Source organism: Serratia proteamaculans, assembly GCF_946227095.1.
GTDB classification, from domain to species: domain Bacteria; phylum Pseudomonadota; class Gammaproteobacteria; order Enterobacterales; family Enterobacteriaceae; genus Serratia; species Serratia proteamaculans_E.
On record NZ_CAMISV010000012.1, the window covers coordinates 149668 to 176061 of the forward strand.

The window sequence follows — 26394 nt, forward strand, 5'->3', positions numbered from 1 at the left end:
AATACAGTACCTGCGGATTATGGATGTGTAAACATCTGGACGGCTAAATGGGGAATATGACGATGGCAATTTTAAATCACACACTCGGTTTTCCACGCGTTGGGCTACGACGTGAGCTGAAAAAAGCTCAGGAAAGCTACTGGGCAGGTAACTCAACGCAGGAAGAACTGCTGGCAGTTGGCCGCGAGCTGCGCGCTCGTCATTGGCAACAGCAACAGCAGGCCGGAGTGGATTTAGTGCCGGTCGGCGATTTCGCCTGGTATGACCATGTGTTGACCACCAGCCTGTTGCTGGGCAACGTACCTGCGCGTCATCAGAATGCGGACGGTTCGATCGATCTGGACACGTTGTTCCGTCTGGGCCGTGGCCGCGCACCGACCGGCGAACCGGCGGCAGCGGCGGAAATGACCAAATGGTTTAACACCAACTACCACTACATGGTGCCTGAATTCCATAAGGGCCAGCAGTTCAAACTGGGCTGGACCCAATTGCTGGACGAAGTTGACGAAGCGCTGGCGCTGGGTCACAAAATCAAACCTGTACTGCTGGGGCCGGTTACTTATCTGTGGCTGGGCAAAGTAAAAGGTGAGCCGTTTGACCGCCTGTCGCTGCTGAACGATATCCTGCCGGTTTACCAGCAGGTGCTGGCCGAACTGGCGAAACGCGGCGTTGAATGGGTGCAGATCGACGAGCCTGCACTGGTGCTGGAGTTGCCGCAGGAGTGGCTGAACGCCTTTAAACCGGCTTATGACGCGCTGCAGGGCCAGGTAAAACTGCTGCTGACCACCTACTTCGACAGCGTTGGCCACAATCTTGACACTATTCGTGAGTTGCCGGTGCAGGGGCTACACGTTGACCTGGTCGGCGGTCATGACGATATCGCGGTATTGAATAAAGCGCTGCCGAAAGAGTGGTTGCTGTCACTGGGGGTGATCAACGGTCGAAACGTCTGGCGCGCCGATCTGAGCAGCTGGTTTGAGCGTTTGCAGCCATTAGTGGGCAGTCGCCCGCTGTGGATCGGGACTTCCTGTTCACTGCTGCACAGCCCAATCGATCTGAGCGTGGAAACCCGCCTGGATGAAGAAGTGAAAAGCTGGTTCGCCTTCGCCCTGCAAAAATGTGCCGAAGTGGCGTTGCTGAGCGCGGCGTTAAATACCCCGGGCGCAGCAAAACAGGCAGAACTGGATGCCTACAGCGCGCCAATCCGTGCCCGTCGCCAGTCCAGCCGTGTACATAATGCGCAGGTAGGTCAACGCCTGGCGGCGATTACCGCGCAGGACAGCGAACGTCAGCGTCCTTACGTCGAGCGTGCTCAGGCACAGCGTGAGCGTTTTAACCTGCCGGCCTGGCCGACCACCACTATCGGTTCATTCCCACAAACCACCGAAATTCGTGGCCTGCGTTTGGACTTTAAACAGGGGCGCTTGGACGGTAATAACTACCGCACCAGCATTAGCGAGCACATCAAACAGGCGATCACAGAACAAGAGCGTCTGGGTCTGGACGTATTGGTACATGGCGAAGCCGAGCGCAACGACATGGTCGAGTATTTCGGTGAGAACCTCGACGGCTTTGTCTTCACCCAAAACGGCTGGGTACAGAGCTACGGTTCCCGCTGCGTAAAACCCCCGGTGATCATCGGCGATATCAGCCGCCCGGAAGCCATCACCGTTGAGTGGGCGAAGTATGCTCAGTCACTGACCGACAAGCCGGTAAAAGGCATGTTGACCGGTCCGGTGACCATTCTCTGCTGGTCGTTCCCGCGTGAAGACGTGACCCGTGAAGTGATTGCCAAACAGATCGCCCTGGCGCTGCGTGACGAAGTGGAAGATCTGGAAAAAGCCGGTATCGGCATCATCCAGATTGACGAACCGGCACTGCGTGAAGGTCTGCCGTTGCGTCAATCCGACTGGGCTGCTTACCTGAATTGGGCGGTGGATGCGTTCAAACTGAATGCCGCCGTGGCGCAAGACGACACACAGATCCACACCCACATGTGTTACTGCGAGTTCAACGACATCATGGATTCGATTGCCGCGCTGGATGCCGACGTGATCACCATTGAAACTTCACGTTCCGATATGGATCTGTTAGAGGCCTTTAAAGAGTTTGAATATCCAAACGAAATTGGCCCGGGCGTGTATGACATCCACTCGCCAAATGTGCCAAGCGTAGAATGGATCGAAGCGTTGCTGCGTAAGGCTGCGCAAAACATCCCGGCAGAACGCCTGTGGGTCAACCCGGACTGCGGCCTGAAAACCCGTGGCTGGCCGGAAACCCGTCAGTCGCTGGCCAACATGGTGTTGGCTGCACAGCGTCTGCGCGAACAGCAGGCCTGATAACCCTATTTTGGTGTGATGATTCTGGGCGCTTCAGCGCCCTTTTTTATGTCGCAGCGGCTGCCTGTTCAGGCAGCCGTAAGGGGAGCATTACTTGACACCGGGCACACCATGTTGGACGAACCATGCCAGCATGCGCTGCCAGCCATCTTCTGCCGCTTCGGCGTTATAGCTCGGCCGATAGTCGGCATTGAAGGCGTGGCCCGCTTCGGGATAGACCACGATCTCGGCATCGGCGTTGGCCGCGCGGATAGCCTGACGCATGCTTTCTACTGTATCCAGCGGGATACTGGTGTCCTGCCCGCCATATAATCCCAGTACCGGCGCAGAAAGCTGCGTGGCCACATCGATCGGATGTTTTGGCGAATTCAGCGTTTTTTCGCCCACCAGTTTGCCGTACCAGGCGACAGCGGCTTTCAACTGAGGGTTATGCGCGGCATACAGCCAGGTAATGCGCCCGCCCCAGCAAAAACCGGTAATTGCCAACTTGCCGGCATCGCCGCCGTGGCGCATCGCCCAATGAGCGGCATGATCCAGATCCGCCAGCACCTGACGATCTGGCACCTTGAGCACCAGCTTTTGGAACAACTCGCCGATGTCGGTGTAATCTTTGGCATCGCCCTGGCGGAAATACAGCTCCGGCGCGATCGCCAGATAACCCTGCTTTGCCAGGCGACGACAGACATCCTGAATGTGTTCATGTACGCCAAAAATTTCCTGTACCACCAGCACCACCGGGAAGGGGCCGCTGTGATCTGCAGGTTTGGCGATGTAGGCCGGCAGATTATCCCCCTGAGAGGGAATGGTGGTTTCCCCGGCATGAATGCCTTGTTCATCGGTGAGAATAGTAGAAGCTGCCAAGGGTGTAATGGCCGGGGTGAATCCCCCCTGGGCCTGTTTTAATGTCATCACTTGATCGGTTTTCATTGCGGTCTCCGTGCAATCGAGAAAAGCGCTGAGATTAACTATAGGAAAGATTACCCGTTATTGGCACCGGGTGGAGCATTTTCGGTCAAGTCTGTAAAAAACGAATAATTATCTGGCTTTAGCGCATTTTTGTTGTCTTTTTATCATGCTATTACGCATGTTGGTCTGCATTAATACCATAAGGTGCGTTAGCTCCCTTTATCGCGGCTAAGTCACCGATAAAATAGGGTTATTTTCTGTCGCCGAGTAAATAGTTTCATCAGGGAATCAGCCCTGTGCCCAGGAGACAGGGTGAAAAACGGCGATGCATTTGTCGACTAGACTTGGGGCATCTGAGACGTTCATATCAACTTCTGACCTGGTTTTTGTGACTTTAATCACAAAAGTTATGTAGATTGCATTCTGTTTCTTTATTCATAGTGATGGTTGTCACGAAAATGAGTGGCAATTTTCAGTAGAGTACTTTTTTGTTCCTCCCAATAAACATGATCCATGAGGAGTCTCGCATGTCCCAATCTGACGTTTTTCATCTCGGCCTCACTAAAAAAGATTTACAAGGGGCCCAGCTTGCCATCGTTCCAGGCGATCCACAGCGCGTAGAGAAAATTGCCAAGCTGATGGAAAATCCGGTGCATCTGGCTTCCCATCGTGAATTTACCTCCTGGCGCGCAGAGCTGGACGGCAAGGCAGTGATCGTCTGCTCTACCGGTATTGGCGGCCCGTCTACCTCAATCGCGGTTGAAGAGCTGGCGCAATTGGGTATCCGTACTTTCCTGCGTATCGGCACCACCGGTGCGATCCAGTCGAACATCAACGTTGGTGATGTCCTGGTCACTACCGCGGCAGTTCGCCTCGACGGTGCCAGCCTGCACTTTGCACCGATGGAGTTCCCGGCCGTGGCCGACTTTGCCTGTACTACGGCATTGGTCGAAGCCGCCAAGGCTGCCGGCGCCACCACGCACATTGGCGTGACCGCGTCTTCCGATACCTTCTATCCGGGCCAGGAGCGTTATGATACCTACTCCGGTCGCGTCGTCAGCCGCTTCAAAGGGTCGATGGAAGAATGGCAGTCGATGGGCGTGATGAACTATGAAATGGAATCCGCCACGCTGTTGACTATGTGCGCCAGCCAGGGCCTGCGTGCCGGTATGGTTGCCGGTGTGATTGTTAACCGCACCCAGCAGGAAATCCCGAACGCAGAAACCATGAAAAACACCGAAAGCAAAGCGGTGCAGATTGTGGTTGATGCGGCGCGTCGCCTGCTGTAATTACCCCGCAGTTCAGCGGGTCGCCGACGCGGCCCGTTTCTCCATTCAGCCGTAATCTGTTACGGTTAACCTCATCAGCGCCATCTTTATGGCCACTTCTATGACCCGTGGAGCCGGGCTTTGCTGCTGCTCTCTGGTTGCGTTTTTTCAGACAATAACCACGAGGATGTCTATGACCGCCCAGATCTTGCTTCATCCCTCATTGGCGCCGCTTGATGGCGGCATTAACTTTCGCGATCTCGGCGGCAACAGCGTCGCCGACGGCCGCCGTATCAAGCGTGGCCTGCTGTTCCGCTCCGGTTCGCTGGAACGTCTGACGGAAAACGACTGCACCTTCCTGGCCGGTGTGCCGGTACGCTCGGTGCTGGATTACCGGGACCCCGATGAAGTTCAGGCCAAGCCAGATATTCTGTGGCGCGGTGCCGATTACCATCATTTCCCGGCCAATCCGTTGAGTAATGAAGTGAATGCCAATCTGGAAAAACTGACCAGCGACACGTTGGCCGATTTCGACGCGCAGGCGTTTATGCTGGAGCTGTACCGTCGGCTGCCCTTCGGTAATGCGGCGTACAAACAGTTGGCCCAATTGCTGAGCAACGTCGATAACGGCGCCATCGTCCAGCACTGCGCGGTGGGTAAGGATCGCACCGGGGTCGGATCGGCGCTGGTGCTATTCGCGCTGGGGGCTGATGAAGCGACGGTGGTAGAAGATTACCTGCTGACCGAAACCACGCTGGCGACCTTCCGCGAACAGATGCTGGATCAACTGTCTATCCGCCTCAACGCCTCTGCATTGGGGCAGTTTGCCTACGTGCTCAGTGCCCGCGAAGAGTTCCTGATGACCGCCCTGAACGGCATCCGTGACCAATATGGTTCTACCGATCGCTGGCTGGAGGCGGAGTACGGCCTGGGCCAACATCAGCGTGAAGCACTGCAGGCGTTCTACCTCGAGTAAACCTCGCAGGTGTTTAGCCGGGGTTTAATCGGCCCCGGCCAACATTGCGTATTCTTGGGGCCATAAATCCCGCATCAGGAGCCCATATTGAGCCTCAATGACATTATCCACTGGGTCAGCGACACCGTGCGTCAGCACGAAGGCTGGGCTATCCCGATTATTTTCTTCCTAGCGTTCGGTGAATCACTGGCGTTCCTGTCACTGCTGTTACCGGCCACGGTGATCTTGCTGGCGCTGGGGGCGCTGATTGGTGAAAGCGGCATTGCATTTTGGCCTATCTGGGCCGCCGCTGCCGCCGGGGCATTCTTTGGCGACTGGCTTTCTTACTGGATTGGCTACCACTATCAAGACCGTGTGGCGCACATGTGGCCGTTATCGCGTAATCCGCAATTGTTGACGCGTGGCCATGCGTTCTTTGAACGTTGGGGCGTACTGGGCATTTTCATCGGCCGCTTCTTCGGGCCGTTGCGTGCTGTGGTACCGCTGGTCGGTGGCATTTGCGGCATGCCACAGCGTTATTTTCAGGTGGCGAATATCACTTCGGCGATGATCTGGGCGTTCGGCATTCTCGCGCCGGGGGCGTTTGGCATCAAGTGGTTAAGCCAGTGGTTTGGCTAGTTTGGGTCTGACTTGCGTAGCGTTTCGCAATTTTGCGCCGTTGGGGCAAAAACAGACTGGACATCCATACAGCATCCCCTTAACGTGACGGGCAACAGGCGCATAAAACGCCGGAACGGTCAGGTGTAACAGGAGGCAGGGTGGATACCAGTTTGGTTTACGGTATGGGCGGGGCGGCAATCGGCCTGCTGCTGGGGTGGCTAATTGCCAGCCTGCGGGTGCAGCAGACACATGCACAGCATGAAACCGAGCTACGGCTGTTGGAACAATCACTGCAACAGGCGCAGCAGGAAATTGCGGCCCGACAAGAAACGCTGCAACGTAATGAACAGCAAATGCGGCAGAGCGATCTGGAACTGCGCAATTTGCACAGCCAGTTGGCGGCCGGGCATGAAAAGCTGCAACAGCTCGATCACTGGCGCAACGAATGTGAGTTGCTGAATCAGGAACTGCGCGCCCAGCGTGAGGTTAACAGCGCGCAAGAGGCCGAACTGCGGGAGGTGACCATTCGCCTGGAAGAAACCCGCATGGCGGCAGAAGAGAAGCAGCGTCTGCTGATCAACAGCGAACAGCGCCTCACTACCCAGTTTGAAAATTTGGCCAACCGCATTTTTGAACACAGCGGGCGCAAGGTTGACGAGCAGAATAAGCAAAGTCTGGATCGTTTGTTGTTGCCGCTGCGCGAGCAACTGGACGGTTTCCGCCGCCAGGTGCAGGACAGTTTTGGCCAGGAAGCACGCGAACGCCATACGCTGACCCACGAAATACGTAACCTGCAGCAGCTCAACGCACAAATGGCGCGCGAAGCCATTAACCTCACCAAGGCCCTGAAAGGGGACAATAAAACTCAGGGTAACTGGGGTGAGGTGGTGTTAAGTCGGGTGCTGGAGGCCTCAGGCCTGCGTGAAGGGCACGAATACGAAACTCAGGTCAATGTGCGGCTGGACCATCAGAGCCGTATGCAACCCGACGTTATCGTTCGTCTGCCGCAGGGTAAGGACGTGGTCATCGATGCGAAAATGTCGCTGGTGGCCTACGAACGGTACTTTAACAGTGAAGATGAAGCCGAGCGCGAGGCGGCGCTGAGTGAGCATATTGGCTCGCTGCGCGGCCATATCCGCCTGCTGGGGCGTAAGGATTACCAGCAGTTGCCTGGCCTGCGTTCGCTGGATTACGTGTTGATGTTTATTCCGGTCGAGCCGGCTTTCCTGTTGGCCATCGACCGTGAGCCGGAGCTGATCAGCGAGGCGCTCAAGCACAATATCATGCTGGTCAGCCCGACCACCTTGCTGGTGGCGCTGCGTACTATTACCAACCTGTGGCGCTATGAGCATCAGAGCCAGAATGCTCAGCGCATTGCCGACAGAGCGGCGCGGTTGTATGACAAAATGCGGCTGTTTGTTGACGATATGTCGGCGCTGGGGCAGAGCCTGGATAAGGCCCAGGGGAGTTATCGCCAGGCGATGAACAAACTGAGTGAAGGCCGTGGTAATCTTATCGGCCAGACCGAGGGGTTCCGTGCGTTGGGGGTTGAGGTGAAAAGACCGATCAACCCGCTGCTGGCTCAACAGGCCAGTGAGCAGCATGATGAAGAATTCGAGGCGGCGGGCGACGATGAAGTTGACGCGCTGCCGGAGGCGGAAGACGACAACTCCGCAGAGGAACCCCGCTCCGCATCGCAGGCATGACAACCGCTGCGAGGTGGGGTATTCCGTGGGGTTCTGGTACACTCATCCACACTAAATTGACTGAATAGCAGGCAGGACAATGGCAGATCAACCGCAGGAAACCACTGACTTTGGTTTTCGCACCGTAGCTCGAGACGAGAAGCAGGCCATGGTGGCAGACGTTTTTCATTCGGTAGCTGCAAAGTATGACGTGATGAACGACTTGATGTCGTTTGGCATCCACCGTGTCTGGAAGCGTTTTACCATTGATTGCAGCGGCGTACGCCGTGGGCAGCGGGTGTTGGATCTGGCCGGGGGTACCGGTGACCTGGCCGCCAAGTTCTCCCGCATGGTCGGTGAGCAGGGGCAGGTGGTACTGGCGGACATTAATGATTCGATGCTGAAGATGGGGCGCGAGAAGCTGCGCGATCGCGGCATTATCGGCAACATTAGCTACGTGCAGGCCAATGCCGAAGCGCTGCCGTTCCCGGATAACTATTTCGACTGCATCACCATTTCATTCGGCCTGCGCAACGTCACAGACAAAGACAAAGCGCTGCGTTCCATGTTCCGCGTGCTGAAGCCGGGCGGTCGTTTGCTGGTGCTGGAGTTCTCCAAACCGCTGCTGGCGCCGCTGAGAAAAGCCTATGACGCTTATTCTTTCCATGTGCTGCCGAAAATCGGCGAGCTGGTGGTGAAGGATCCGGAAAGCTACCGTTATCTGGCCGAGTCGATCCGTATGCATCCCGATCAGGAAACTCTGAAGGGCATGATGGGGGCCGCCGGTTTTGACAACGTGACCTATTTTAACCTGACCGGCGGTATTGTAGCCCTGCATCGCGGCTTCAAGTTCTGATATGGATATGCCGATGCTGTTAACCCCGTTGTTAACCGGCGTGCTGGAAACATCGCTCAACAGCCTGCTGTTCCGCGATCGCAGCATGAAGGCCGCCCGTCTGCGCCTGGCGGGTAAGGTATTGCGTATTGAGTTGCAGGAGCTTGCTTCACCGCTGGTGCTGATCTTCAGTGAGCAACGCGTCGATGTCCTTGGCCAGTCTGACGATACCGCCGACTGCACGGTGCGCAGCCGCATTTCGGTGCTGCTGAAGCTGCGAGATCGCCAACAACTCTCGCCATTGATGCGCAGCGGTGAGCTGATTGTCGAAGGTGATATTCAGGTGGTTCAGCAACTGGTTGGGCTGCTCGATCTGGCGGAGTGGGATCCGGCTGAATGGTTGGCTCCCTACATCGGCGATATTGCCGCGCAGGGTGTCACGCAGGTGCTCGGTAAAGGTGCGAACCTGCTGAAGACCGGCTTCCAGCGGCAACAGCATTATGTGGCGGAAACGCTAACGGAAGAGTGGCGTGTGGCGCCAGGCCCACTGGAAGTGGTGTGGTTCAACGAGGAAGTTGATGCCACCGTTCGTAACCTCGAAGCGCTGAGTGCTCGCATGGACAAGTTGGAGGGTAAACGATGACCCCTGGCGAACTACGCCGCCTGTATTTGATCGTCCGCGTTTTTCTCAGCTATGGTCTGGATGAATTGATCCCCCAGATGCGTTTGACGTTGCCGCTGCGATTTGGCCGCCGCCTGCTGTTCTGGATGCCAAACCGCCATGCGGATAAGCCTTTGGGTGAACGTCTGCGTTTGGCTCTGCAGGAACTGGGACCGGTATGGATTAAGTTTGGCCAGATGATGTCCACTCGTCGCGACTTGTTCCCACCACAGATCGCCGATCAACTGACGCTGCTGCAGGACCGGGTTGCACCGTTCGACGGGGCACTGGCGCGCAAGCATATTGAGTTGGCGATGGGTGGCCCGCTGGAAACCTGGTTTGATGATTTTGACCAACAGGCGCTGGCTTCGGCATCGATAGCCCAGGTTCATACCGCCCGGCTAAAAACGACCGGGCAGGAAGTGGTACTCAAGGTGATTCGGCCCGATATCCGGCCGATCATCAAGGCCGACGTCCGCCTGATGTACCGTTTGGCGGCCTGGGTGCCAAAGCTGATGCCGGATGGTCGCCGTCTGCGTCCGCGCGAAGTGGTGCGCGAATATGAAAAGACCTTGCTGGATGAGTTGAACCTGCTGCGTGAAGCGGCCAACGCCATCCAGCTGCGTCGCAATTTCGACGGCAGCCCAATGCTGTATGTGCCAGAAGTGTATTCCGATTACTGCCGCGAAAGCGTATTGGTGATGGAGCGCATCTACGGGATCCCGGTTTCGGATATCCCTACGTTGGAAAAGCAGGGCACCAACATGAAACTGTTGGCCGAACGCGGGGTACAGGTGTTCTTTACCCAGGTATTCCGTGACAGCTTCTTCCATGCGGACATGCATCCCGGTAATATTTTTGTCAGCTATGAGCACCCTGAAGATCCCTGCTATATCGGCATTGACTGCGGTATCGTCGGCTCGCTGAACAAAGACGATAAACGCTATCTGGCGGAAAACTTTATCGCCTTCTTCAATCGTGATTACCGCAAGGTCGCGGAGCTGCACGTTGATTCGGGCTGGGTGCCACGGGATACCAATGTGGAGGATTTCGAGTTCGCTATCCGCACCGTGTGCGAACCGATCTTCGAGAAGCCTCTGTCGGAAATTTCGTTTGGCAACGTGCTGTTGAACCTGTTCAATACTGCACGCCGGTTCAATATGGAAGTCCAGCCCCAACTGGTGTTATTGCAGAAGACCTTGCTGTATGTTGAAGGTCTGGGGCGGCAGCTCTATCCACAGTTGGATTTGTGGACCACCGCCAAGCCGTTCCTGGAAAGTTGGATGCGCGATCAGGTCGGTATACCGGCGGTGATCCGCGCACTGAAAGAAAAAGCGCCGTTTTGGGCCGAGAAATTGCCCGAACTGCCTGAATTATTTTACGATAGCCTGCAGCAGCATAAACTGTTGCAACAAAGCGTTGATAAGCTGACCCATCAGATGCAGGCCCAGCGCGTCCGTCAGGGACAATCGCGTTATTTGTTCGGCGTTGGCGCTACACTGTTGGTAAGCGGTACGATTTTGCTGTTGGGGGAGGTTGAAGTGTTCCCTGCATGGCTGATAGCGGCCGGCATCGTATCCTGGGTGATTGGCTGGAAGCGAACCACCTGAATTGATTCGAAACTCTGGTAAAATCTGCCGTATAATGCGGCGGATTTTGAGAAAACCCTGTAAAAATAGAGGTAATTGCAATGGGCGGTATTAGTATTACGCAATTGTTGATCATCGCAGTGATCGTGGTGCTGCTGTTTGGTACCAAAAAGCTCCGTACGTTGGGCTCTGATCTCGGTGCATCAATCAAGGGCTTCAAAAAGGCGATCGGTGACGAAAATACGCCGCCGACCAACACGGCTGAGAAAAGCAGCCTGGACGACGCTGACTTCACGGCCAAGCCTATTACCGATAAGCAGCCGGAAGTGAAAACGGAAGAGTCGAAGAACAAAGAGCAGGTATAAACCGTGTTTGACATTGGGTTTAGTGAACTGCTGCTGGTTCTGGTTATCGGCCTGGTGGTACTCGGGCCGGAACGGTTGCCGGTAGCGGTAAGAACAGTTTCGGGCTGGATCCGCGCGCTGCGTTCGTTGGCGGCTTCGGTGCAGAACGAACTTTCTCAGGAACTGAAGCTGCAGGAATTGCAGGACAGCCTGAAAAAGGTAGAGAAGGCGGGCATGCAGAATTTGTCGCCGGAGCTGAAGGCGTCAATGGATGAGCTGAAAGACGCGGCGGAATCGCTGAAACGTTCTTATCAGGGCGACAGTGACATCAAAACCGAACCTGCGCACACCATCCATAACCCTCTGGTCACCGATCCTGAAGCCCTTCATGACGGCGTGACGCCGGCAGAAGCTGCGGCCGTGGCATCGTCCCCGGCTGTCGTGCCGGAGCCGGTGGTTTCGGTAACGCCGCCGGTTGCACAACCCGTGGTCGAGCCGGTTAAACAACCGGCCGCTTCGGCTGCTCAGGCGACCCCAGAACCTGTTGTGGATAAAACCCCAGCGTCTCACCAACCTAGTGGCGATCGTTAAAACATGGCAGTTGAAGATACCCAACCCCTTATCAGTCATCTGATAGAACTGCGTAAGCGGTTGTTAAACTCGATTATCAGCATACTGGCGATCTTCCTGGTGCTGGTTTTTTTCGCCAATGACATTTATCAACTGGTGTCAGCGCCGCTGATCAAGCAGTTGCCCGCTGGGGCGAGCATGATCGCCACCGACGTGGCTTCACCCTTCTTTACTCCAATCAAGCTGACCATGATCGTCTCGGTGTTTGTTTCTGCGCCGGTGATCCTGTACCAGGTCTGGTCCTTTATTGCACCGGCGTTATACAAGCATGAACGCCGCCTGATGATGCCTTTGCTGGTTTCCAGCAGCCTGCTGTTTTATCTCGGCATGGCGTTTGCCTACTTTATCGTGTTCCCGCTGGCGTTCGGCTTTTTTGCCAAGACCGCACCGGCCGGGGTGATGATAGCGACCGATATTAATAACTATCTCGATTTCGTCATGGCGCTGTTTATGGCGTTTGGCGTGGCGTTTGAGGTGCCGGTTGCCATTATTCTGCTGTGCTGGAGTGGCGTCACTTCACCGGAAGACCTGAAAAAGAAACGGCCTTACGTGCTGGTCGGGGCTTTTGTGGTTGGCATGCTGTTGACCCCGCCGGATGTGTTCTCGCAGACGCTGCTGGCGATCCCTATGTATCTGCTGTTTGAAGTGGGCGTGTTCTTTGCCCGTTTCTATACCGGCAAGCGTCGTTCGCAACCGGAAGAAGAAGACGAGGGTGACGAACCCCCGGCACCTTAAAGCTTATTTGTCTCTGAGCCGCCCGATGGGCGGCTTTTGCTTTGGAAAAACCATGTTTGATATCGGCGTCAATCTCACCAGTTCACAGTTTGCCAAAGACCGCCCTGCGGTAGTGGATCGTGCACGCGCCGCCGGCGTGAAAGGATTGCTGATTACCGGTACTGACCTGCAGGAAAGTCTGGCGGCCAGTGAACTGGCGCAACAGCATGCGGGTTTTTGTTGGTCCACCGCCGGGGTGCATCCGCACCATGCCAGCAACTGGGACGATAGGGTCGCCGACCAAATCCGCGAGTTGGCCTCCCGGCCGCAGGTCGCAGCCATTGGTGAGTGTGGGCTGGATTTCAACCGCAACTTTTCTACTCCAGAGCAGCAGGAGTTGGCCTTCAGCGCACAACTGGCGCTGGCGGCAGAGTTGGCGATGCCGGTTTTTCTTCATTGCCGTGATGCACACGCACGTTTTGCCGCGCTGCTGGCGCCGTGGTTGGATAAACTGCCCGCGGCCGTGGTGCACTGTTTTACCGGCACCGCCGAAGAATTAGAAAGCTGTCTATCGCTAGGCCTGTCTGTGGGGATTACCGGGTGGGTCTGTGATGAGCGGCGTGGCCTGGAGTTGCGTGCATTGTTGCCGCATATTCCGGCGGATCGTCTGTTGTTGGAAACCGACGCCCCCTATCTGTTGCCCCGGGATTTACATCCGAAACCTGCATCTCGCCGCAACGAACCCTGTTTTTTGCCTCATATCGTCCGGCAAGTGGCCGCCTGGCGACAAGAAGACCCCGAATGGCTGGGGCAGAAAACCGATGAGAACGCCCGCCGGCTATTCCGGCTGGAATGAGTTAGGAGAAAACTATGAGCTATGCATTTCCGGGTACCTTCCCAGGTCGTCGTATGCGCCGTGTGCGCCGTCATGATTTCAGTCGTCGCCTGGTGGCGGAGAACCAACTGACGGTTAACGACCTGATCTATCCGGTATTTGTCATGGAAGGCAGTAACCGTCAGGAAGCGGTGGCATCCATGCCTGGCGTATCGCGCATGAGCATCGATCTGCTGGTTAAAGAGGCGGAAGCTATCGCCAAGCTGGGTGTGCCGGTGATCTCCCTGTTCCCGGTGATTGAGTCTGGCCTGAAGTCACTGCATGCAGAAGAAGCTTATAATCCGGACGGTTTGGTGCAGCGTACGGTACGCGCGTTGAAAGACGCGGTACCTGAGCTGGGCATTCTGACGGATGTGGCGCTCGACCCGTACACCACCCACGGTCAGGACGGCATCATTGACGAGCAGGGTTATGTCATTAACGACATCACCAAAGAGATCCTGGTGCGTCAGGCGTTGTCCCATGCCGAAGCCGGGGCAGAAATCGTGGCGCCAAGCGACATGATGGATGGCCGTATCGGTGCGATCCGCGATCAACTGGAGCATCAGGGCCTGATTAATACTCAGATCATGGCTTACTCCGCCAAATATGCGTCCTGCTATTATGGCCCGTTCCGTGATGCGCTCGGTTCCAGCGGCAATCTGAAAGGCGGCAATAAGAAAACCTACCAGATGGACCCGGCCAACAGCGACGAAGCCCTGCAGGAAATTGCACAGGATCTGCAGGAAGGCGCGGATATGGTGATGGTGAAACCGGGCATGCCGTATCTGGATGTGGTGCGTCGGGTAAAAGACACCTTCGGTGTGCCGACTTTCGCCTACCAGGTTTCCGGTGAGTATGCGATGCACATGGCGGCGATTCAGAACGGTTGGTTGCAGGAACAGCCGGCGGTGATGGAGTCGTTAATGTGCTTCAAGCGTGCCGGTGCCGATGGTGTGTTGACCTACTTCGCCAAGCGGGTCGCTCAGTGGATGCATGACGAAGCAATGCAGCGCTAAGCCGTCAATCTCCAATAACAAAGGCGCCTAGGCGCCTTTTTGCATTACAGCTTTTGGAACTGTCGATTGTCCACGCTTTGACTGACCTGCTTGTTGATCAGATTCAGCAACAGCATTGAGCGTGCTTCACCATCCGGCTCGGTGTAAATCGCCTGCAGGCCTTCAAACATACCGTCGACGATCAACACGCTGTCTCCCGGTTGCGGCGTTTCCGGATCGAAGTAGGTTTCGCAGGTATGTGTCTGCAACTCTTCGATCACCTTCTGCGGGATGGTGGTCGGTGTTGAACCAAAGCGCACAAAGTGGCTGACACCACGTGTTGCACTGATGGTAGTGGTATGGATACGCTCCGGATCAAATTCCACAAACAGATAGTTGGGGAACAAAGGTTCGCTGACCGCGATGCGTTTACCGCGCACGATCTTTTCCATCGTAATGATCGGGCTCAGGCAGCTCACTTCCTGCCGTTCCAAATGTTCTTGCGCCCGTAAAAGTTGGCCGCGTTTGCAATACAGTAGATACCAGGATTCCATAATTTCACATGCCTTTCTGTCAGCCGGTAAGCATATCAAAAGCCATTACGGATACATAGTGATGCAAGTTTCAGCATGTAACAGCCGCTATCTGTATGAATCGTTGGCAATTAGCGAGGGGTCACACACTTATCCGCACGGCTTGGGTATAACAGAGGGATGAAAATTTGCTACCGTCGCAGTATGCCTTGAGGCGCTGTCGCCTGATGTGACGGTATTCATCGTTTTTGATTGAGGGGGAGAAATGGAGTTATTTCTGTTGAGCAACGGCAAGTTGTCCGGTGAGAGTGAACTGCTGGGCTATGCCAAGAGCCACCTGTTGGCGATGATCGCGCGTCGCGGTATTACATCTGCCGTCTTCATCCCATATGCCATGATCCGCAGTGATTACGATCAGCGCGCGCAGGATCTGGCACAAACTTTAGGTATCAAGGTCACCAGTATTCACCATGCCGAGTCTCCTGCGGCGGCGATTGAACAGGCAGAATGTATTTTGGTCAGCGGCGGCAATACCTGGATGCTGAACCAGATGCTGCATGAGAAGGGTCTGATCGTCCCGATCCAGCGAGCCGTTGGTGAACGTAGCATTCCCTATGTTGGCTGGAGCGCCGGGTGTAACGTGGCCACGCCTAGCATTCGTACCACCAATGACATGCCGGTGCGCAACAGTGTCGTGTTGCCGGCGTTGGGTTTATTCCCGGTGCAGATTAATCCGCATTACATTGACGCCCATATCAGTGGCCACATGGGTGAAACTCGTGATGAGCGCCTGGCGGAGTTCTGCGCGGTCAATCCGAGCGAATCTGTGGTGGCGTTGCGCGAAGGCAGCCTGTTGCACGTTGAGGGCAATGATCTGCGTTATTTCAGTGCCAGAGACCAGGGCTTCAAGGTGTTCCGCCACGGCGTGGAGACCCAGGAGTATCAGGATACGCAGGCATTAAGCCCGCTGGTGCCGTTCACGTGCCACTGAGTGCCGGCGTGGTCTTTACCGGTGTTTAACAAAAGTGCAGCAACAACCGTGAAGAGGGCTTATAATGCCCTCCTCACTGGCCGTTATAATGATCAGCATGAAATACCGTGACTTACGCGATTTCCTCTCGTTGCTGGAAAAGAGAGGCGAACTAAAACGCATTAGCCAGCCTATTGATCCCTATCTGGAAATGACAGAAATTGCCGATCGTACTTTACGTGCGGGCGGTCCGGCGTTGCTGTTCGAAAACCCCAAAGGGTATGACATGCCGGTGCTGTGCAATCTGTTCGGCACTCCCGGCCGCGTAGCGCTGGGGATGGGCCAGGAGGATGTCAGCTCGTTGCGCGAGGTCGGCAAGTTGCTGGCGTTCCTCAAAGAGCCGGAGCCGCCAAAGGGCTTTCGCGATCTGTTCGATAAACTGCCGAAGTTCAAGCAAGTATTGAACATGCCGACCAAGGTGCTGGGCTCAGCACCTTGTCAGGAGCAGGTATGGCAGGGGGATGATGTCGATCTCAGCCGTATCCCGGTGATGCACTGCTGGCCGGAAGACGCCGCACCGCTGATCACCTGGGGGCTGACCGTGACCCGTGGGCCGCAAAAAGAGCGACAGAACCTGGGCATTTATCGCCAACAGGTGCTGAGCAAGAATAAAGTCATCATGCGTTGGCTGTCGCACCGCGGTGGCGCGCTGGATTACCAGGAATGGTGCCAGGCGCATCCCGGTGAGCGTTTCCCGGTTGCGGTTGCGCTGGGCGCAGATCCCGCCACCATTCTCGGCGCGGTAACACCGGTGCCGGATACCCTGTCTGAATATGCCTTTGCCGGGCTGCTGCGCGGCAACAAAACCGAAGTGGTCAAGTGCATCTCCTGCGATTTGGAAGTGCCTGCCAGTGCGGAAATCGTGTTGGAAGGCTATATCGAACCGGGTGAAATGGCGCCTGAAGGTCCGTATGGCGATCACACCGGTTACTACAACGAAATAGACCACTTCCCGGTATTCACCATCACCCATATCACCCAGCGTCGTGACGCCATTTATCACTCGACCTACACCGGCCGTCCGCCGGATGAGCCGGCGGTGTTGGGTGTGGCGTTGAATGAAGTCTTCGTTCCTATCCTGCAAAAGCAGTTCCCGGAAATTGTTGATTTCTATCTGCCACCTGAGGGTTGCTCTTATCGCCTGGCGGTGGTGACAATCAAGAAACAGTATGCCGGTCATGCCAAACGCGTAATGATGGGTGTCTGGTCGTTCCTGCGCCAGTTTATGTACACCAAGTTTGTTATCGTCTGTGACGATGACGTCAACGCACGCGACTGGAATGATGTGATTTGGGCGATCACCACCCGAATGGATCCGGCAAGGGATACCGTTTTGGTGGAAAATACGCCGATCGATTATTTGGACTTCGCCTCACCGGTTTCCGGTTTGGGATCGAAGATGGGGCTGGATGCCACCAATAAATGGCCGGGTGAAACCCAGCGCGAATGGGGCCGTCCGATTCAGATGGATGAAAAGGTGCGTGCGCGCGTCGATGACATCTGGGATGAGCTCGCAATTTTCAGTGACAGAGAACCGACGCTGTAGCGCCAGGCTTTGTTCTCAGTTTTGCATTGATGACCCGACAGAGGGAACGCATGACAATATTGAGCTGTAAAGTGACCTCCGTAGAGGCCATTACCGATACGGTTTATCGGGTACGTTTGGTGCCTGAGGCACCGTTTTCTTTCAAGGCAGGGCAGTATCTGATGGTGGTGATGGATGAGCGCGACAAGCGTCCATTCTCCCTGGCATCGATTCCGACAGACAAGGATTACATTGAGCTGCATATTGGCGCTTCGGAGCTGAATCTGTACGCTATGGCGGTGATGGATCGTATTCTGAAAGAGCAGGCGATTACCGTTGATATTCCGCACGGTGACGCCTGGCTGCGTGAAGAAGGCAGCCGTCCGCTGGTGTTGATCGCCGGCGGCACGGGCTTCTCCTATGCGCGCTCGATTCTGTTGGCCGCACTGGAACAGCAGCCGGATCGCGATATCTCTATCTACTGGGGCGGGCGTGAGCTGAAGCACCTGTATGACTTGAGCGAACTGGAAGCCTTGTCGTTGCAGCACCCGAATCTGAAAGTGATCCCGGTGGTTGAACAACCGGAAGAAGAGTGGCGTGGCCGTAGTGGCACGGTGCTCAGCGCGGTGTTGCAGGACTTCGGCACGCTGGCAGAACACGACATTTACATTGCCGGCCGTTTCGAGATGGCAAAAATTGCTCGCGAACGTTTCTGCGCCGAACGTGGCGCGCTGGAAGCGCATATGTTTGGCGACGCCTTCTCGTTTATCTGAGGCGCGAAGCAGTATCAAACGGGGTGGCCAATGGCTGCCCCTTTTTATTGGGGGCGTCAGCGGATTTCAGGCATAAAAAAACCCGCCCCTGACAGGCGGGAAGTACGGCAACTAAACTTGGCGGGATACTGCGGTTTTAAGTGTTGACGCAGGCATCCCAAATAGACACAGCTAAACGCGTTCGAAGACGGTGGCAATCCCCTGACCCAGACCGATACACATGGTCGCCAGACCAAACTGCACGTCACGGCGTTCCATATTGTTCAGCAGGGTTGTAGAGATACGTGAACCCGAGCAACCTAATGGATGGCCCAGGGCAATGGCGCCACCGTTCAGGTTGATTTTGTCGTCAATGCTGTCCAGCAACCCCAGATCCTTGATGCACGGCAATGACTGGGCGGCAAAGGCTTCATTCAGTTCAAACAGATCGATGTCCTGCACGCTCAGTCCGGCGCGTTTCAACGCCAACTTGCTGGCAGGTACCGGGCCATAACCCATGATGGACGGGTCGCAACCGACCACCGCCATCGAACGAATGCGGGCTCGGGCTTTCAGACCCAGTGCTTTGGCACGTGACTCACTCATCAACAGCATGGCGGAGGCACCGTCAGACAAGGCCGAAGAGGTACCGGCGGTGACGGTACCGTTAACCGGGTCGAATGCTGGACGCAGCGCCGCAAGGCTGGCGACGGTAGTTTCTGGGCGGATCACTTCGTCGAAGTCATAGCGGGTCAGCACCCCGTCGGCGTCGTGGCCGGTGGTTGGTATGATTTCATTCTTGAAATAGCCGGCCAGAGTGGCGGCGTGCGCACGTTGGTGCGAGCGTGCCGCGAACTCATCCTGCATCTGGCGGCTGATATTGTGCATCTTGGCCAGCATCTCGGCAGTTAGCCCCATCATACCGGCGGCTTTTGCTACGCTGCGGCTCAGACCCGGGTGGAAATCCACACCGTGATTCATCGGCACGTGGCCCATATGTTCTACGCCACCAATCATGCTGACGTGTGCATCGCCGACCATAATGGCGCGTGCGGCATCGTGCAGCGCCTGCATGGAGGAACCGCACAGTCGGTTGACGGTGACCGCAGGAACGCTATGCGGGATCTCGGCCAACAGTGAAGCGTTACGGGCGATGTTAAAGCCCTGTTCCAGCGTTTGCTGCACGCAACCCCAGTAAATGTCGTCAATTTCGGCGGCATCCAGTGACGGATTACGGCTCAGTACGGCGCGCATCAGGTGAGCGGAAAGATCTTCAGCACGTACCTGGCGGAAGGCGCCGCCCTTGGAGCGACCCATCGGCGTACGTACGGCATCAACAATAACTACGTTTTCCATCTTTATGACCTCATGCCGGTTGGCCAGTGGAGACATCGGACAGCGGGGCTGCCACCGGGTAGTAGCTTTCATTATGTTCGGCTTTGGCGCGCAGGCCTGCAGGCACCTGATACAGGGCACCAAGATGCGCATAACGCTGGGCCAGTTCAACATAATTGGCGGTGCCAAGCGTATCCAGGTAGCGGAACGCCCCGCCGTGGAACGGAGGGAAACCGATGCCGTAGACCAGCGCCATATCGGCTTCGGCCGGGCTGGCAATAATGTTTTCTTCCAGGCAGCGCACCACTTCGTTAATCATCGGGATCATCATACGGGTGATAATTTCTTCGTCGCTGATGGTCTGACGCGGTTGGCTGACTTCGGCCAGCAGCACATCGGTCTGCTCATCGTTGTCTTTACGCGGCTTGCCTTTGTTGTCCTGGCTGTAACGATAGAAGCCCAGCTGGTTCTTCTGGCCAAAACGCTGGTTATCGAACATCACGTCGATAGCGTCGCGGTAATCTTTCCCCATACGCTCCGGGAAACCGGCTGCCATCACCGCCTGAGCGTGGTGTGCGGTATCAATCCCCACGACGTCGAGCAGGTAAGCCGGGCCCATTGGCCAGCCAAACTGTTTTTCCATCACTTTGTCGATCTGGCGGAAGTCTGCACCGTCGCGCAGCAGCATGCTGAAACCGGCAAAATACGGGAACAATACGCGGTTGACGAAGAACCCTGGGCAATCGTTAACCACAATTGGCGTTTTGCCCATACGGCTGGCATAGGCCACCACGGCGGCGATGGTGCTGTCGCTGGTCTGCTCACCGCGGATAATTTCCACCAGTGGCATGCGGTGTACCGGGTTAAAGAAGTGCATACCGCAGAAATTCTGTGGGCGCTTCAGCGATTTTGCCAGGTGATTAATCGGAATGGTCGAGGTATTGGACGCCAGCACGGTATCTTCACCGATCAGGCCTTCCACTTCGGACAGTACTGCTGCCTTAATCTTTGGATTCTCGACCACGGCTTCGACGATCACCTGTGCGCGTTCGATACCCGCGTAATCCAGCGTTGGTTGAATGGTCGACAGCACCTGGGCCATCTTCATGCCATCCAGCTTGCCACGTTCCAACTGCTTGTTCAGCAGTTTGGCGGCTTCATTCATACCGAGAGTCAGGGACTTGTCGCTGATGTCTTTCATGATCACCGGCACGCCTTTCAGCGCGGACTGGTAGGCGATACCGCCACCCATAATACCGGCCCCCAACACTGCAGCCTGCTTCGGTGCTTCGATACCCTTCGCCAGCTTCTTCGCCTGACCTTTCACAAACTGGTCATTAAGGAAGATACCGACCAGCGCCCGGGCCTCTTTGGAGCGGGCCAACGGCACAAAGCTGGCGGTTTCCAGTTTAAGAGCTTCATCTCGGCCCAGCTTGGCGGCGGCCTCAATGGTTTTAACTGCGGTCATTGGCGCCGGATAATGTTTGCCGGCGGTTTGCAGCACCATGCCTTTGGCGGTGGTGAAGCTCATGGCCGCTTCGATTGGGCTGAGTTTCAACGGCTCGAGTTTGGGCTGACGATAAGCGCGCCAGTCCAGTTTGCCTTCAATGGCCTGTTGCAGCATTTTCAGCGCGGCTTCCACCAATTTTTCCGGTGCAACGACCGCATCCACCAGGCCGACCTTCAGCGCGTCTTTGGCGCTGACATCTTTACCGGCGGCGATAATTTCCAGCGCGCTGTCATTACCCAGCAGGCGGGGCAGGCGAACCGAACCGCCGAAGCCCGGCATAATGCCTAGTTTGGTTTCCGGCAGGCCGATGCGCGCATCCGGTGACGCGACGCGGAAGTCGGTTGCCAGAATGCATTCGCAGCCGCCGCCGAGCGCATAGCCGTTAATGGCCGAAATGGTCGGCACCGGCAGATCTTCCAGCCGGTTAAAGATCGCATTGGCGAAGGCCAGCCACTGCTGCAGCTTTTCAGCCGGAGCAGCAAACAGCGAAAGGAATTCGGTGATGTCGGCGCCGACAATAAAGGCGGCCTTGGTGGAACGCAGCAGCAAGCCTTTCAGCTCGGTCTGCTTTTCCAGCACCGTGAGCGCTTCGCCCAGGCTGGCAACGGTGCGGGTATCCAGCTTGTTGACCGAGCCTGGGGCATTGAACACCAGCTCGGCGATGCCGTTGTCGAGCCACTGTAGTTGTAATGTTTCGCCTTGGTAGAGCATGTCTATCTCCTGAATCAGCGTTTGATCTGGTATGACCAGATGATGAGGAGTGTGGTTTTTATGTTAACAATATGCAAATGAGAGATTGCATTTTTGCTGGTCTGATCACATGACTTTGGGTTAGTGTTTTGATTTAAAACGAAGTTATATTTTATGCTTTATGGTGATTTGTCGGCGTGTGAAAGCCCCATACACTTGCCAGAGCAGAGCGCTGCCCACGCAGAGGTGTGAAATGAGTAAAGCAGTATGTGTAAAACACAGCGGTTTCTGGAGTGTACCTGCCAGAACCATGACGTTGGCCTGATCGCCTGGCTAATTGTTAAGCTACGGATGTAACGACGTTTACAGTGATTTGCGAACCGCTCCGCATGCCAGAGCTGATGGGGTTGGTGCACCTGAACGGTGTGCTAAGATGACTCATTCCGTTCTAATGGTATGTATAAGGGTATTGTGATGGAAACACTGGCTTCTTTGTATAACGACCACCTGGCAGAACTGCAAAAACGGGCGCGTGAAGTGTTAACGCGCAACAAACTGGATGCGTTGCTGATTCACTCCGGGGAATTGCAGCGGATATTCCAGGACGACCGTAGCTACCCGTTCAAAGTGAACGCGCACTTTAAGGCCTGGGTGCCCGTCACTTCAGTGCCAAACTGTTGGCTGTGGGTGGACGGCGTTAACAAACCGAAGCTGTGGTTCTATTCGCCGGTAGATTACTGGCACAGCGTTGAGCCACTGCCGGAGAGTTTCTGGACCAAGTCCGTTGAACTGATACCGCTGGCCAATGCTGATGAAATCGTACAGCAGCTTCCTGCCCAGCGTGAGCGCGTGGGCTATATCGGTTATGCACAGCAGCGTGCTCGCGATCTCGGTATCCTGGCGGAAAACGTTAACCCTAAAGCAGTGTTGAACTACCTCGATTTCCATCGCTCCATCAAAACCGGCTACGAGTTGGCCTGTATGCGCGAAGCACAGAAAACCGCGGTTATGGGGCACCGTGCCGCTCATGAGGCTTTCCTGTCCGGCATGAGTGAGTTTGATATCAACCAGGCTTACCTCACGGCCACGGGTCATCGCGATACCGATGTGCCTTATGACAACATTGTTGCGCTTAATGAGCATGCGTCGGTGCTGCATTACACCACGCTGGATCATCAACCCCCGTCCGAAATGCTGAGCTTTCTGCTTGACGCCGGTGCCGAATATAACGGTTACGCTGCTGACTTGACGCGGACCTACGCGGGGCAGAGTGGCAGTGATTTTGCACACCTGATAAAAGATCTTAACACTGAGCAACTGGCGCTGATGGCTACCATCAAAGCTGGCGTGCGTTACACCGATTACCATGTGCAAATGCATCAACGCGTCGCCAAACTGCTCAAGAGCCACAAGCTGGTGAGTGGCATCAGTGAAGAAGCCATGGTAGAGCAGGGACTGACCACGCCATTCCTGCCACACGGTCTGGGCCACCCTCTGGGGCTGCAGGTACATGACTCAGCCGGCTTTATGCAGGATGAACAGGGTACCCATCTGGCCGCCCCATCCAAATATCCGTACCTGCGCTGCACCCGGGTGTTGCAACCAGGCATGGTATTGACCATTGAGCCTGGCATGTATTTTATTGAGTCCCTGCTGGCGCCATGGCGCAGCGGTGAATTCAGTCAACACTTTGCCTGGGATCGCATCGATGCACTGAAACCTTATGGTGGTATCCGTATTGAAGACAATATTGTGATCCACGAAAAGCGTATCGAGAACATGACGCGCGATCTGAATCTGGCCTGATGCAGCCTTATCCGATCCCGGCAGGCCCCGTCAGTGTCAGCGAAGAAATAAAGAAGAGCCGTTTCATCACCCTGCTGGCACCGACCGGCGGGGTTGATGTGGCAAAGGCGTTTATCCAGCAGGTTCGTGATGAACATCCGGCGGCCAGGCACCATTGTTGGGCATTTGTCGCCGGGCCTCCGACTGACTCACAGCAGTTGGGCTTTTCTGACGACGGTGAACCTTCCGGCACGGCGGGTAAACCCATTCTTGCCCAACTGATGGGCAGCGGCATCGGCGAAATCACCGCCGTGGTGGTACGTTACTACGGCGGTATCAAACTGGGCACCGGCGGCTTGGTGAGAGCCTACGGCAGTGGTGTGCAGCAGGCATTAAAGCAATTGGCCGTGAGCTACAAAATTCCGCAGGCCGAATATACTTTGCAATGTGACTATGCTCAGTTGGCGTTGGTAGAGAATCTGTTGCAGCAAACTGAAGGGCGGATTGTACAGGGGGAATATGGTGCTTCCGTCATGCTGCATCTGGCTTTACCGGTCACTGGCGTTGAAGCGTTCGGGAATAAATTACGTGATCTCAGTCGCGGTAATTTGCAATTAACCCCCATTTCGCAATAATTCCCCCAACTGAATTGCTAAGGATCGTGCTGAAATGCATTTTCGCGCTATAACCCGTATCGTTGGTCTACTGGTCATCCTGTTCTCCGGGACGATGTTTATTCCTGGTCTGGTGGCATTGATATACCGTGATGGGGCGGGGCGGGCATTCAGCCAAACCTTCTTTGTGGCGGTAACCATTGGCCTGATGCTGTGGTGGCCTAACCGTAAACAAAAGCATGAGTTGAAGCCGCGAGAGGGTTTTCTGATTGTGGTGTTGTTCTGGACGGTGCTGGGCAGCGTTGGGGCATTACCGTTTTTATTTTCAGAGCGGCCTAATCTTTCGCTGACCGACGCCTTCTTCGAATCATTTTCCGGTTTAACCACCACGGGTGCAACGACGCTGGTGGGGTTGGACTCATTACCCAAAGCCATTCTGTTCTATCGGCAGATGCTGCAATGGATGGGCGGGATGGGGATCATTGTGTTGGCAGTAGCGATACTGCCCATCCTCGGCGTCGGTGGCATGCAGCTGTACCGTGCAGAAATGCCAGGTCCGTTGAAAGATAACAAAATGCGTCCACGCATTGCCGAAACGGCCAAAACCCTGTGGTTGATTTACGTTTTGCTGACCATTGCTTGTGCGCTGGCACTTTGGGGCGCTGGCATGTCAGTGTTTGACGCCATCGGCCACAGTTTCTCGACCATCGCTATTGGCGGTTTCTCTACCCACGATGCCAGCATCGGCTATTACGCCAGTCCGACCATCAACACCATCATTGCTATTTTCCTGCTGATCTCCGGTTGTAACTATGGCTTGCACTTCGCCTTGCTGAGCGGCCGCAGCCTGAAAGTGTATTGGCGTGATCCTGAGTTCCGCATGTTTATTGCCGTACAGTTGACGCTGGTAGTGGTGTGTACTGCCGTGCTGTGGGGGCATGGGGTTTACAAAACCGGAATGGAAACGGTCAATCAGGCGTTTTTCCAGGTGGTGTCGATGGCGACAACGGCGGGCTTTACCACTGACAGTATTGCCAAATGGCCGTTATTCCTGCCGATGTTATTGCTGTGCTCTGCATTTATTGGTGGCTGTGCCGGCTCAACTGGTGGCGGCCTGAAAGTGATCCGTATCCTGCTGCTGTATTTGCAGGGCTCGCGTGAGCTAAAAAGGTTGGTGCACCCTAATGCGGTTTACACTATTAAATTGGGTAACCGCGCGCTGCCGGAACGTATCCTGGAGGCGGTCTGGGGGTTCTTCTCTGCTTATGCGCTGGTATTTATCGTCAGCATGCTGGCGATTATCGCCACCGGCGTTGATGATTTCTCTGCCTTTGCTGCCGTAACGGCGACGCTGAATAACCTTGGACCTGGGCTGGGAGTGGTGGCGGATAACTTTACCACTATGCCTGCACCGGCAAAGTGGATCCTGGTTCTGACGATGCTGTTCGGGCGTCTTGAGGTCTTTACACTACTGGTTCTGTTTACGCCGACGTTCTGGCGTGAATGATCCTGATAGAAGGAGTAACGCCGTGAAGGCACTGATTCTTTATTCTAGCCGTGATGGGCAAACACGTTCTATCGCTTCTTATATAGCAAACAAATTGCAGGATACGCTGCGCTGCGACGTGATCGATTTGCTGCAGGCGGATAATGTCGACCTCAATCAGTATCAGCAGGTGCTGATTGGCGCCTCAATACGCTATGGCCATTTCCATCCGACGCTGGAGAAATTCGTTAAGCGCCATGCCGAACAGTTGAACCTGATGCCGAGCGCATTCTTTAGCGTGAACCTGACTGCCCGTAAGGCAGACAAGCGTTCGCCACAAACCAACGCCTATACCCGCAAGTTCCTGCTGTCTTCTCCCTGGCAGCCAAAACAGTGTGTGGTGTTTGCCGGCGCGCTTCGTTATCCACGTTATCGCTGGCTCGATCGAGTCATGATTCAACTTATTATGCGTATGACGGGCGGCGAAACAGATACCAGTAAAGAAGTGGAGTACACCGATTGGCAGCAGGTGGACCGTTTTGCTCAGGAGTTTGGCCATATTCAGTATGAAAAATGACGGAAACGCTGACTTGTGCAGCGCTTTGCCGAAAAAATCCGCGCTTGAAAAGTTTTTTGCAATTAGGGGTTGCGGCCTTCTGAGAACTCCCTATAATGCGCCTCCACTGACCGGGAACAACGACTCCTCTAACGAGAA

General features: G+C 55.4%; 24 protein-coding genes. 20 read left to right on the plus strand and 4 right to left on the minus strand.

Translation table 11 applies throughout. From position 1 onward, the window contains the following. The first annotated feature begins 62 nt into the window (after positions 1-62). On the plus strand, positions 63-2339 hold the full coding sequence (gene metE / locus OC597_RS21270) for a 5-methyltetrahydropteroyltriglutamate--homocysteine S-methyltransferase (protein WP_261285757.1): 2277 nt from the start codon (positions 63-65) through the stop codon (positions 2337-2339). Positions 2340-2429: 90 nt separating this feature from the next. Here the strand turns inward: metE and OC597_RS21275 are convergent, their stop codons facing one another. Beyond that, positions 2430-3266, minus strand: a complete 837-nt coding sequence (locus OC597_RS21275) for a dienelactone hydrolase family protein (protein WP_261285758.1) — start codon at positions 3264-3266, stop codon at positions 2430-2432. Between the two features lie 506 nt (positions 3267-3772). Between OC597_RS21275 and udp the strand changes: the two genes are divergently transcribed. From udp to hemB, 12 genes are all read left to right on the plus strand, one after another. Further along, on the plus strand, positions 3773-4534 hold the full coding sequence (gene udp / locus OC597_RS21280; RefSeq protein WP_085116533.1) for a uridine phosphorylase: 762 nt from the start codon (positions 3773-3775) through the stop codon (positions 4532-4534). 172 nt (positions 4535-4706) lie between these two features. Then, positions 4707-5489 carry a tyrosine-protein phosphatase gene (locus OC597_RS21285; RefSeq protein WP_261259367.1) on the plus strand — a complete coding sequence of 261 codons (783 nt, stop codon included), beginning with the start codon at positions 4707-4709 and terminating at the stop codon, positions 5487-5489. Between the two features lie 87 nt (positions 5490-5576). Beyond that, positions 5577-6107 carry a DedA family protein gene (locus OC597_RS21290; RefSeq protein WP_261259365.1) on the plus strand — a complete coding sequence of 177 codons (531 nt, stop codon included), beginning with the start codon at positions 5577-5579 and terminating at the stop codon, positions 6105-6107. 140 nt (positions 6108-6247) lie between these two features. Next, positions 6248-7795, plus strand: a complete 1548-nt coding sequence (gene rmuC / locus OC597_RS21295; protein WP_261463638.1) for a DNA recombination protein RmuC — start codon at positions 6248-6250, stop codon at positions 7793-7795. A gap of 79 nt (positions 7796-7874) precedes the next feature. Further along, a complete protein-coding gene (gene ubiE / locus OC597_RS21300; protein ID WP_085116537.1) occupies positions 7875-8630 on the plus strand; it encodes a bifunctional demethylmenaquinone methyltransferase/2-methoxy-6-polyprenyl-1,4-benzoquinol methylase UbiE in 756 nt (251 codons plus the stop codon). A gap of 13 nt (positions 8631-8643) precedes the next feature. Next, entirely contained in the window at positions 8644-9252 is a 609-nt protein-coding gene (gene ubiJ / locus OC597_RS21305) for a ubiquinone biosynthesis protein UbiJ (protein ID WP_261259352.1), read from the plus strand. Beyond that, complete coding sequence (gene ubiB / locus OC597_RS21310; protein WP_261285760.1) at positions 9249-10880, plus strand: ubiquinone biosynthesis regulatory protein kinase UbiB; 1632 nt, start codon at positions 9249-9251, stop codon at positions 10878-10880. Before ubiJ ends, ubiB begins: the two co-directional genes overlap by 4 nt. An 80-nt stretch (positions 10881-10960) precedes the next feature. Continuing rightward, on the plus strand, positions 10961-11224 hold the full coding sequence (gene tatA / locus OC597_RS21315; RefSeq protein ID WP_085116539.1) for a Sec-independent protein translocase subunit TatA: 264 nt from the start codon (positions 10961-10963) through the stop codon (positions 11222-11224). A gap of 3 nt (positions 11225-11227) precedes the next feature. After that, positions 11228-11794 (plus strand): Sec-independent protein translocase protein TatB, encoded by a 567-nt coding sequence (gene tatB, locus OC597_RS21320; protein ID WP_261463640.1) that lies wholly within the window; start codon positions 11228-11230, stop codon positions 11792-11794. A 3-nt stretch (positions 11795-11797) separates the two neighbouring features. Then, a complete protein-coding gene (gene tatC / locus OC597_RS21325) occupies positions 11798-12568 on the plus strand; it encodes a Sec-independent protein translocase subunit TatC (protein WP_085116541.1) in 771 nt (256 codons plus the stop codon). A gap of 52 nt (positions 12569-12620) precedes the next feature. Then, the gene (tatD, locus tag OC597_RS21330; protein WP_261285762.1) at positions 12621-13403 is read left to right on the plus strand and encodes a 3'-5' ssDNA/RNA exonuclease TatD; all 783 of its coding nucleotides are present in this window, start codon (positions 12621-12623) and stop codon (positions 13401-13403) included. 14 nt (positions 13404-13417) lie between these two features. Continuing rightward, positions 13418-14440, plus strand: a complete 1023-nt coding sequence (gene hemB, locus OC597_RS21335; protein ID WP_261259327.1) for a porphobilinogen synthase — start codon at positions 13418-13420, stop codon at positions 14438-14440. A 44-nt stretch (positions 14441-14484) separates the two neighbouring features. On the opposite strand, the gene rfaH is transcribed toward hemB, so the two are convergent. Further along, entirely contained in the window at positions 14485-14973 is a 489-nt protein-coding gene (rfaH, locus tag OC597_RS21340; protein WP_261285763.1) for a transcription/translation regulatory transformer protein RfaH, read from the minus strand. A 244-nt stretch (positions 14974-15217) separates the two neighbouring features. Between rfaH and pepE the strand changes: the two genes are divergently transcribed. The 3 genes from pepE to fre all read left to right on the plus strand — a co-directional run bounded on the left by pepE (position 15218) and on the right by fre (position 18280). Further along, on the plus strand, positions 15218-15943 hold the full coding sequence (pepE, locus tag OC597_RS21345; RefSeq protein WP_261259323.1) for a dipeptidase PepE: 726 nt from the start codon (positions 15218-15220) through the stop codon (positions 15941-15943). Between the two features lie 88 nt (positions 15944-16031). After that, positions 16032-17528: a 4-hydroxy-3-polyprenylbenzoate decarboxylase gene (ubiD, locus tag OC597_RS21350; protein WP_099065500.1), complete on the plus strand. Its 1497-nt coding sequence runs from the start codon at positions 16032-16034 to the stop codon at positions 17526-17528. A 50-nt stretch (positions 17529-17578) separates the two neighbouring features. After that, on the plus strand, positions 17579-18280 hold the full coding sequence (gene fre / locus OC597_RS21355) for an NAD(P)H-flavin reductase (protein ID WP_085116546.1): 702 nt from the start codon (positions 17579-17581) through the stop codon (positions 18278-18280). A 171-nt stretch (positions 18281-18451) separates the two neighbouring features. On the opposite strand, the gene fadA is transcribed toward fre, so the two are convergent. Both fadA and fadB read right to left on the minus strand, forming a co-directional pair. Beyond that, entirely contained in the window at positions 18452-19615 is a 1164-nt protein-coding gene (gene fadA, locus OC597_RS21360; protein ID WP_262210403.1) for an acetyl-CoA C-acyltransferase FadA, read from the minus strand. Between the two features lie 10 nt (positions 19616-19625). After that, positions 19626-21815 (minus strand): fatty acid oxidation complex subunit alpha FadB, encoded by a 2190-nt coding sequence (fadB, locus tag OC597_RS21365; RefSeq protein WP_262210405.1) that lies wholly within the window; start codon positions 21813-21815, stop codon positions 19626-19628. A gap of 453 nt (positions 21816-22268) precedes the next feature. On the opposite strand from fadB, the gene pepQ reads away from it, so the two are divergent. Genes pepQ through hemG form a run of 4 tightly spaced genes read left to right on the plus strand, consistent with a single transcriptional unit; the run spans position 22269 to position 26256 of the window. Then, entirely contained in the window at positions 22269-23600 is a 1332-nt protein-coding gene (pepQ, locus tag OC597_RS21370; protein WP_262210406.1) for a Xaa-Pro dipeptidase, read from the plus strand. Beyond that, positions 23600-24214: an IMPACT family protein gene (locus OC597_RS21375; protein ID WP_085116549.1), complete on the plus strand. Its 615-nt coding sequence runs from the start codon at positions 23600-23602 to the stop codon at positions 24212-24214. Before pepQ ends, OC597_RS21375 begins: the two co-directional genes overlap by 1 nt. 34 nt (positions 24215-24248) lie before the next feature. Then, positions 24249-25700, plus strand: a complete 1452-nt coding sequence (gene trkH, locus OC597_RS21380) for a Trk system potassium transporter TrkH (protein WP_012004734.1) — start codon at positions 24249-24251, stop codon at positions 25698-25700. A 22-nt stretch (positions 25701-25722) separates the two neighbouring features. Continuing rightward, positions 25723-26256, plus strand: coding sequence for a menaquinone-dependent protoporphyrinogen IX dehydrogenase (gene hemG / locus OC597_RS21385; RefSeq protein WP_262210407.1), 534 nt, complete (start codon positions 25723-25725; stop codon positions 26254-26256). Positions 26257-26394: the final 138 nt, after the last annotated feature.

Bases quoted from the DNA above. Each gene is read 5' to 3' on its own strand.
- metE (WP_261285757.1), top strand. From the start codon at position 63: ATGGCAATTTTAAATCACACACTCGGTTTTCCACGCGTTGGGCTACGA.
- OC597_RS21275 (WP_261285758.1), bottom strand. From the start codon at position 3,266: ATGAAAACCGATCAAGTGATGACATTAAAACAGGCCCAGGGGGGATTC.
- udp (WP_085116533.1), top strand. From the start codon at position 3,773: ATGTCCCAATCTGACGTTTTTCATCTCGGCCTCACTAAAAAAGATTTA.
- OC597_RS21285 (WP_261259367.1), top strand. From the start codon at position 4,707: ATGACCGCCCAGATCTTGCTTCATCCCTCATTGGCGCCGCTTGATGGC.
- ubiE (WP_085116537.1), top strand. From the start codon at position 7,875: ATGGCAGATCAACCGCAGGAAACCACTGACTTTGGTTTTCGCACCGTA.
- ubiJ (WP_261259352.1), top strand. From the start codon at position 8,644: ATGCTGTTAACCCCGTTGTTAACCGGCGTGCTGGAAACATCGCTCAAC.
- ubiB (WP_261285760.1), top strand. From the start codon at position 9,249: ATGACCCCTGGCGAACTACGCCGCCTGTATTTGATCGTCCGCGTTTTT.
- tatA (WP_085116539.1), top strand. From the start codon at position 10,961: ATGGGCGGTATTAGTATTACGCAATTGTTGATCATCGCAGTGATCGTG.
- tatC (WP_085116541.1), top strand. From the start codon at position 11,798: ATGGCAGTTGAAGATACCCAACCCCTTATCAGTCATCTGATAGAACTG.
- tatD (WP_261285762.1), top strand. From the start codon at position 12,621: ATGTTTGATATCGGCGTCAATCTCACCAGTTCACAGTTTGCCAAAGAC.
- hemB (WP_261259327.1), top strand. From the start codon at position 13,418: ATGAGCTATGCATTTCCGGGTACCTTCCCAGGTCGTCGTATGCGCCGT.
- rfaH (WP_261285763.1), bottom strand. From the start codon at position 14,973: ATGGAATCCTGGTATCTACTGTATTGCAAACGCGGCCAACTTTTACGG.
- pepE (WP_261259323.1), top strand. From the start codon at position 15,218: ATGGAGTTATTTCTGTTGAGCAACGGCAAGTTGTCCGGTGAGAGTGAA.
- ubiD (WP_099065500.1), top strand. From the start codon at position 16,032: ATGATCAGCATGAAATACCGTGACTTACGCGATTTCCTCTCGTTGCTG.
- fre (WP_085116546.1), top strand. From the start codon at position 17,579: ATGACAATATTGAGCTGTAAAGTGACCTCCGTAGAGGCCATTACCGAT.
- fadA (WP_262210403.1), bottom strand. From the start codon at position 19,615: ATGGAAAACGTAGTTATTGTTGATGCCGTACGTACGCCGATGGGTCGC.
- fadB (WP_262210405.1), bottom strand. From the start codon at position 21,815: ATGCTCTACCAAGGCGAAACATTACAACTACAGTGGCTCGACAACGGC.
- pepQ (WP_262210406.1), top strand. From the start codon at position 22,269: ATGGAAACACTGGCTTCTTTGTATAACGACCACCTGGCAGAACTGCAA.
- OC597_RS21375 (WP_085116549.1), top strand. From the start codon at position 23,600: ATGCAGCCTTATCCGATCCCGGCAGGCCCCGTCAGTGTCAGCGAAGAA.
- trkH (WP_012004734.1), top strand. From the start codon at position 24,249: ATGCATTTTCGCGCTATAACCCGTATCGTTGGTCTACTGGTCATCCTG.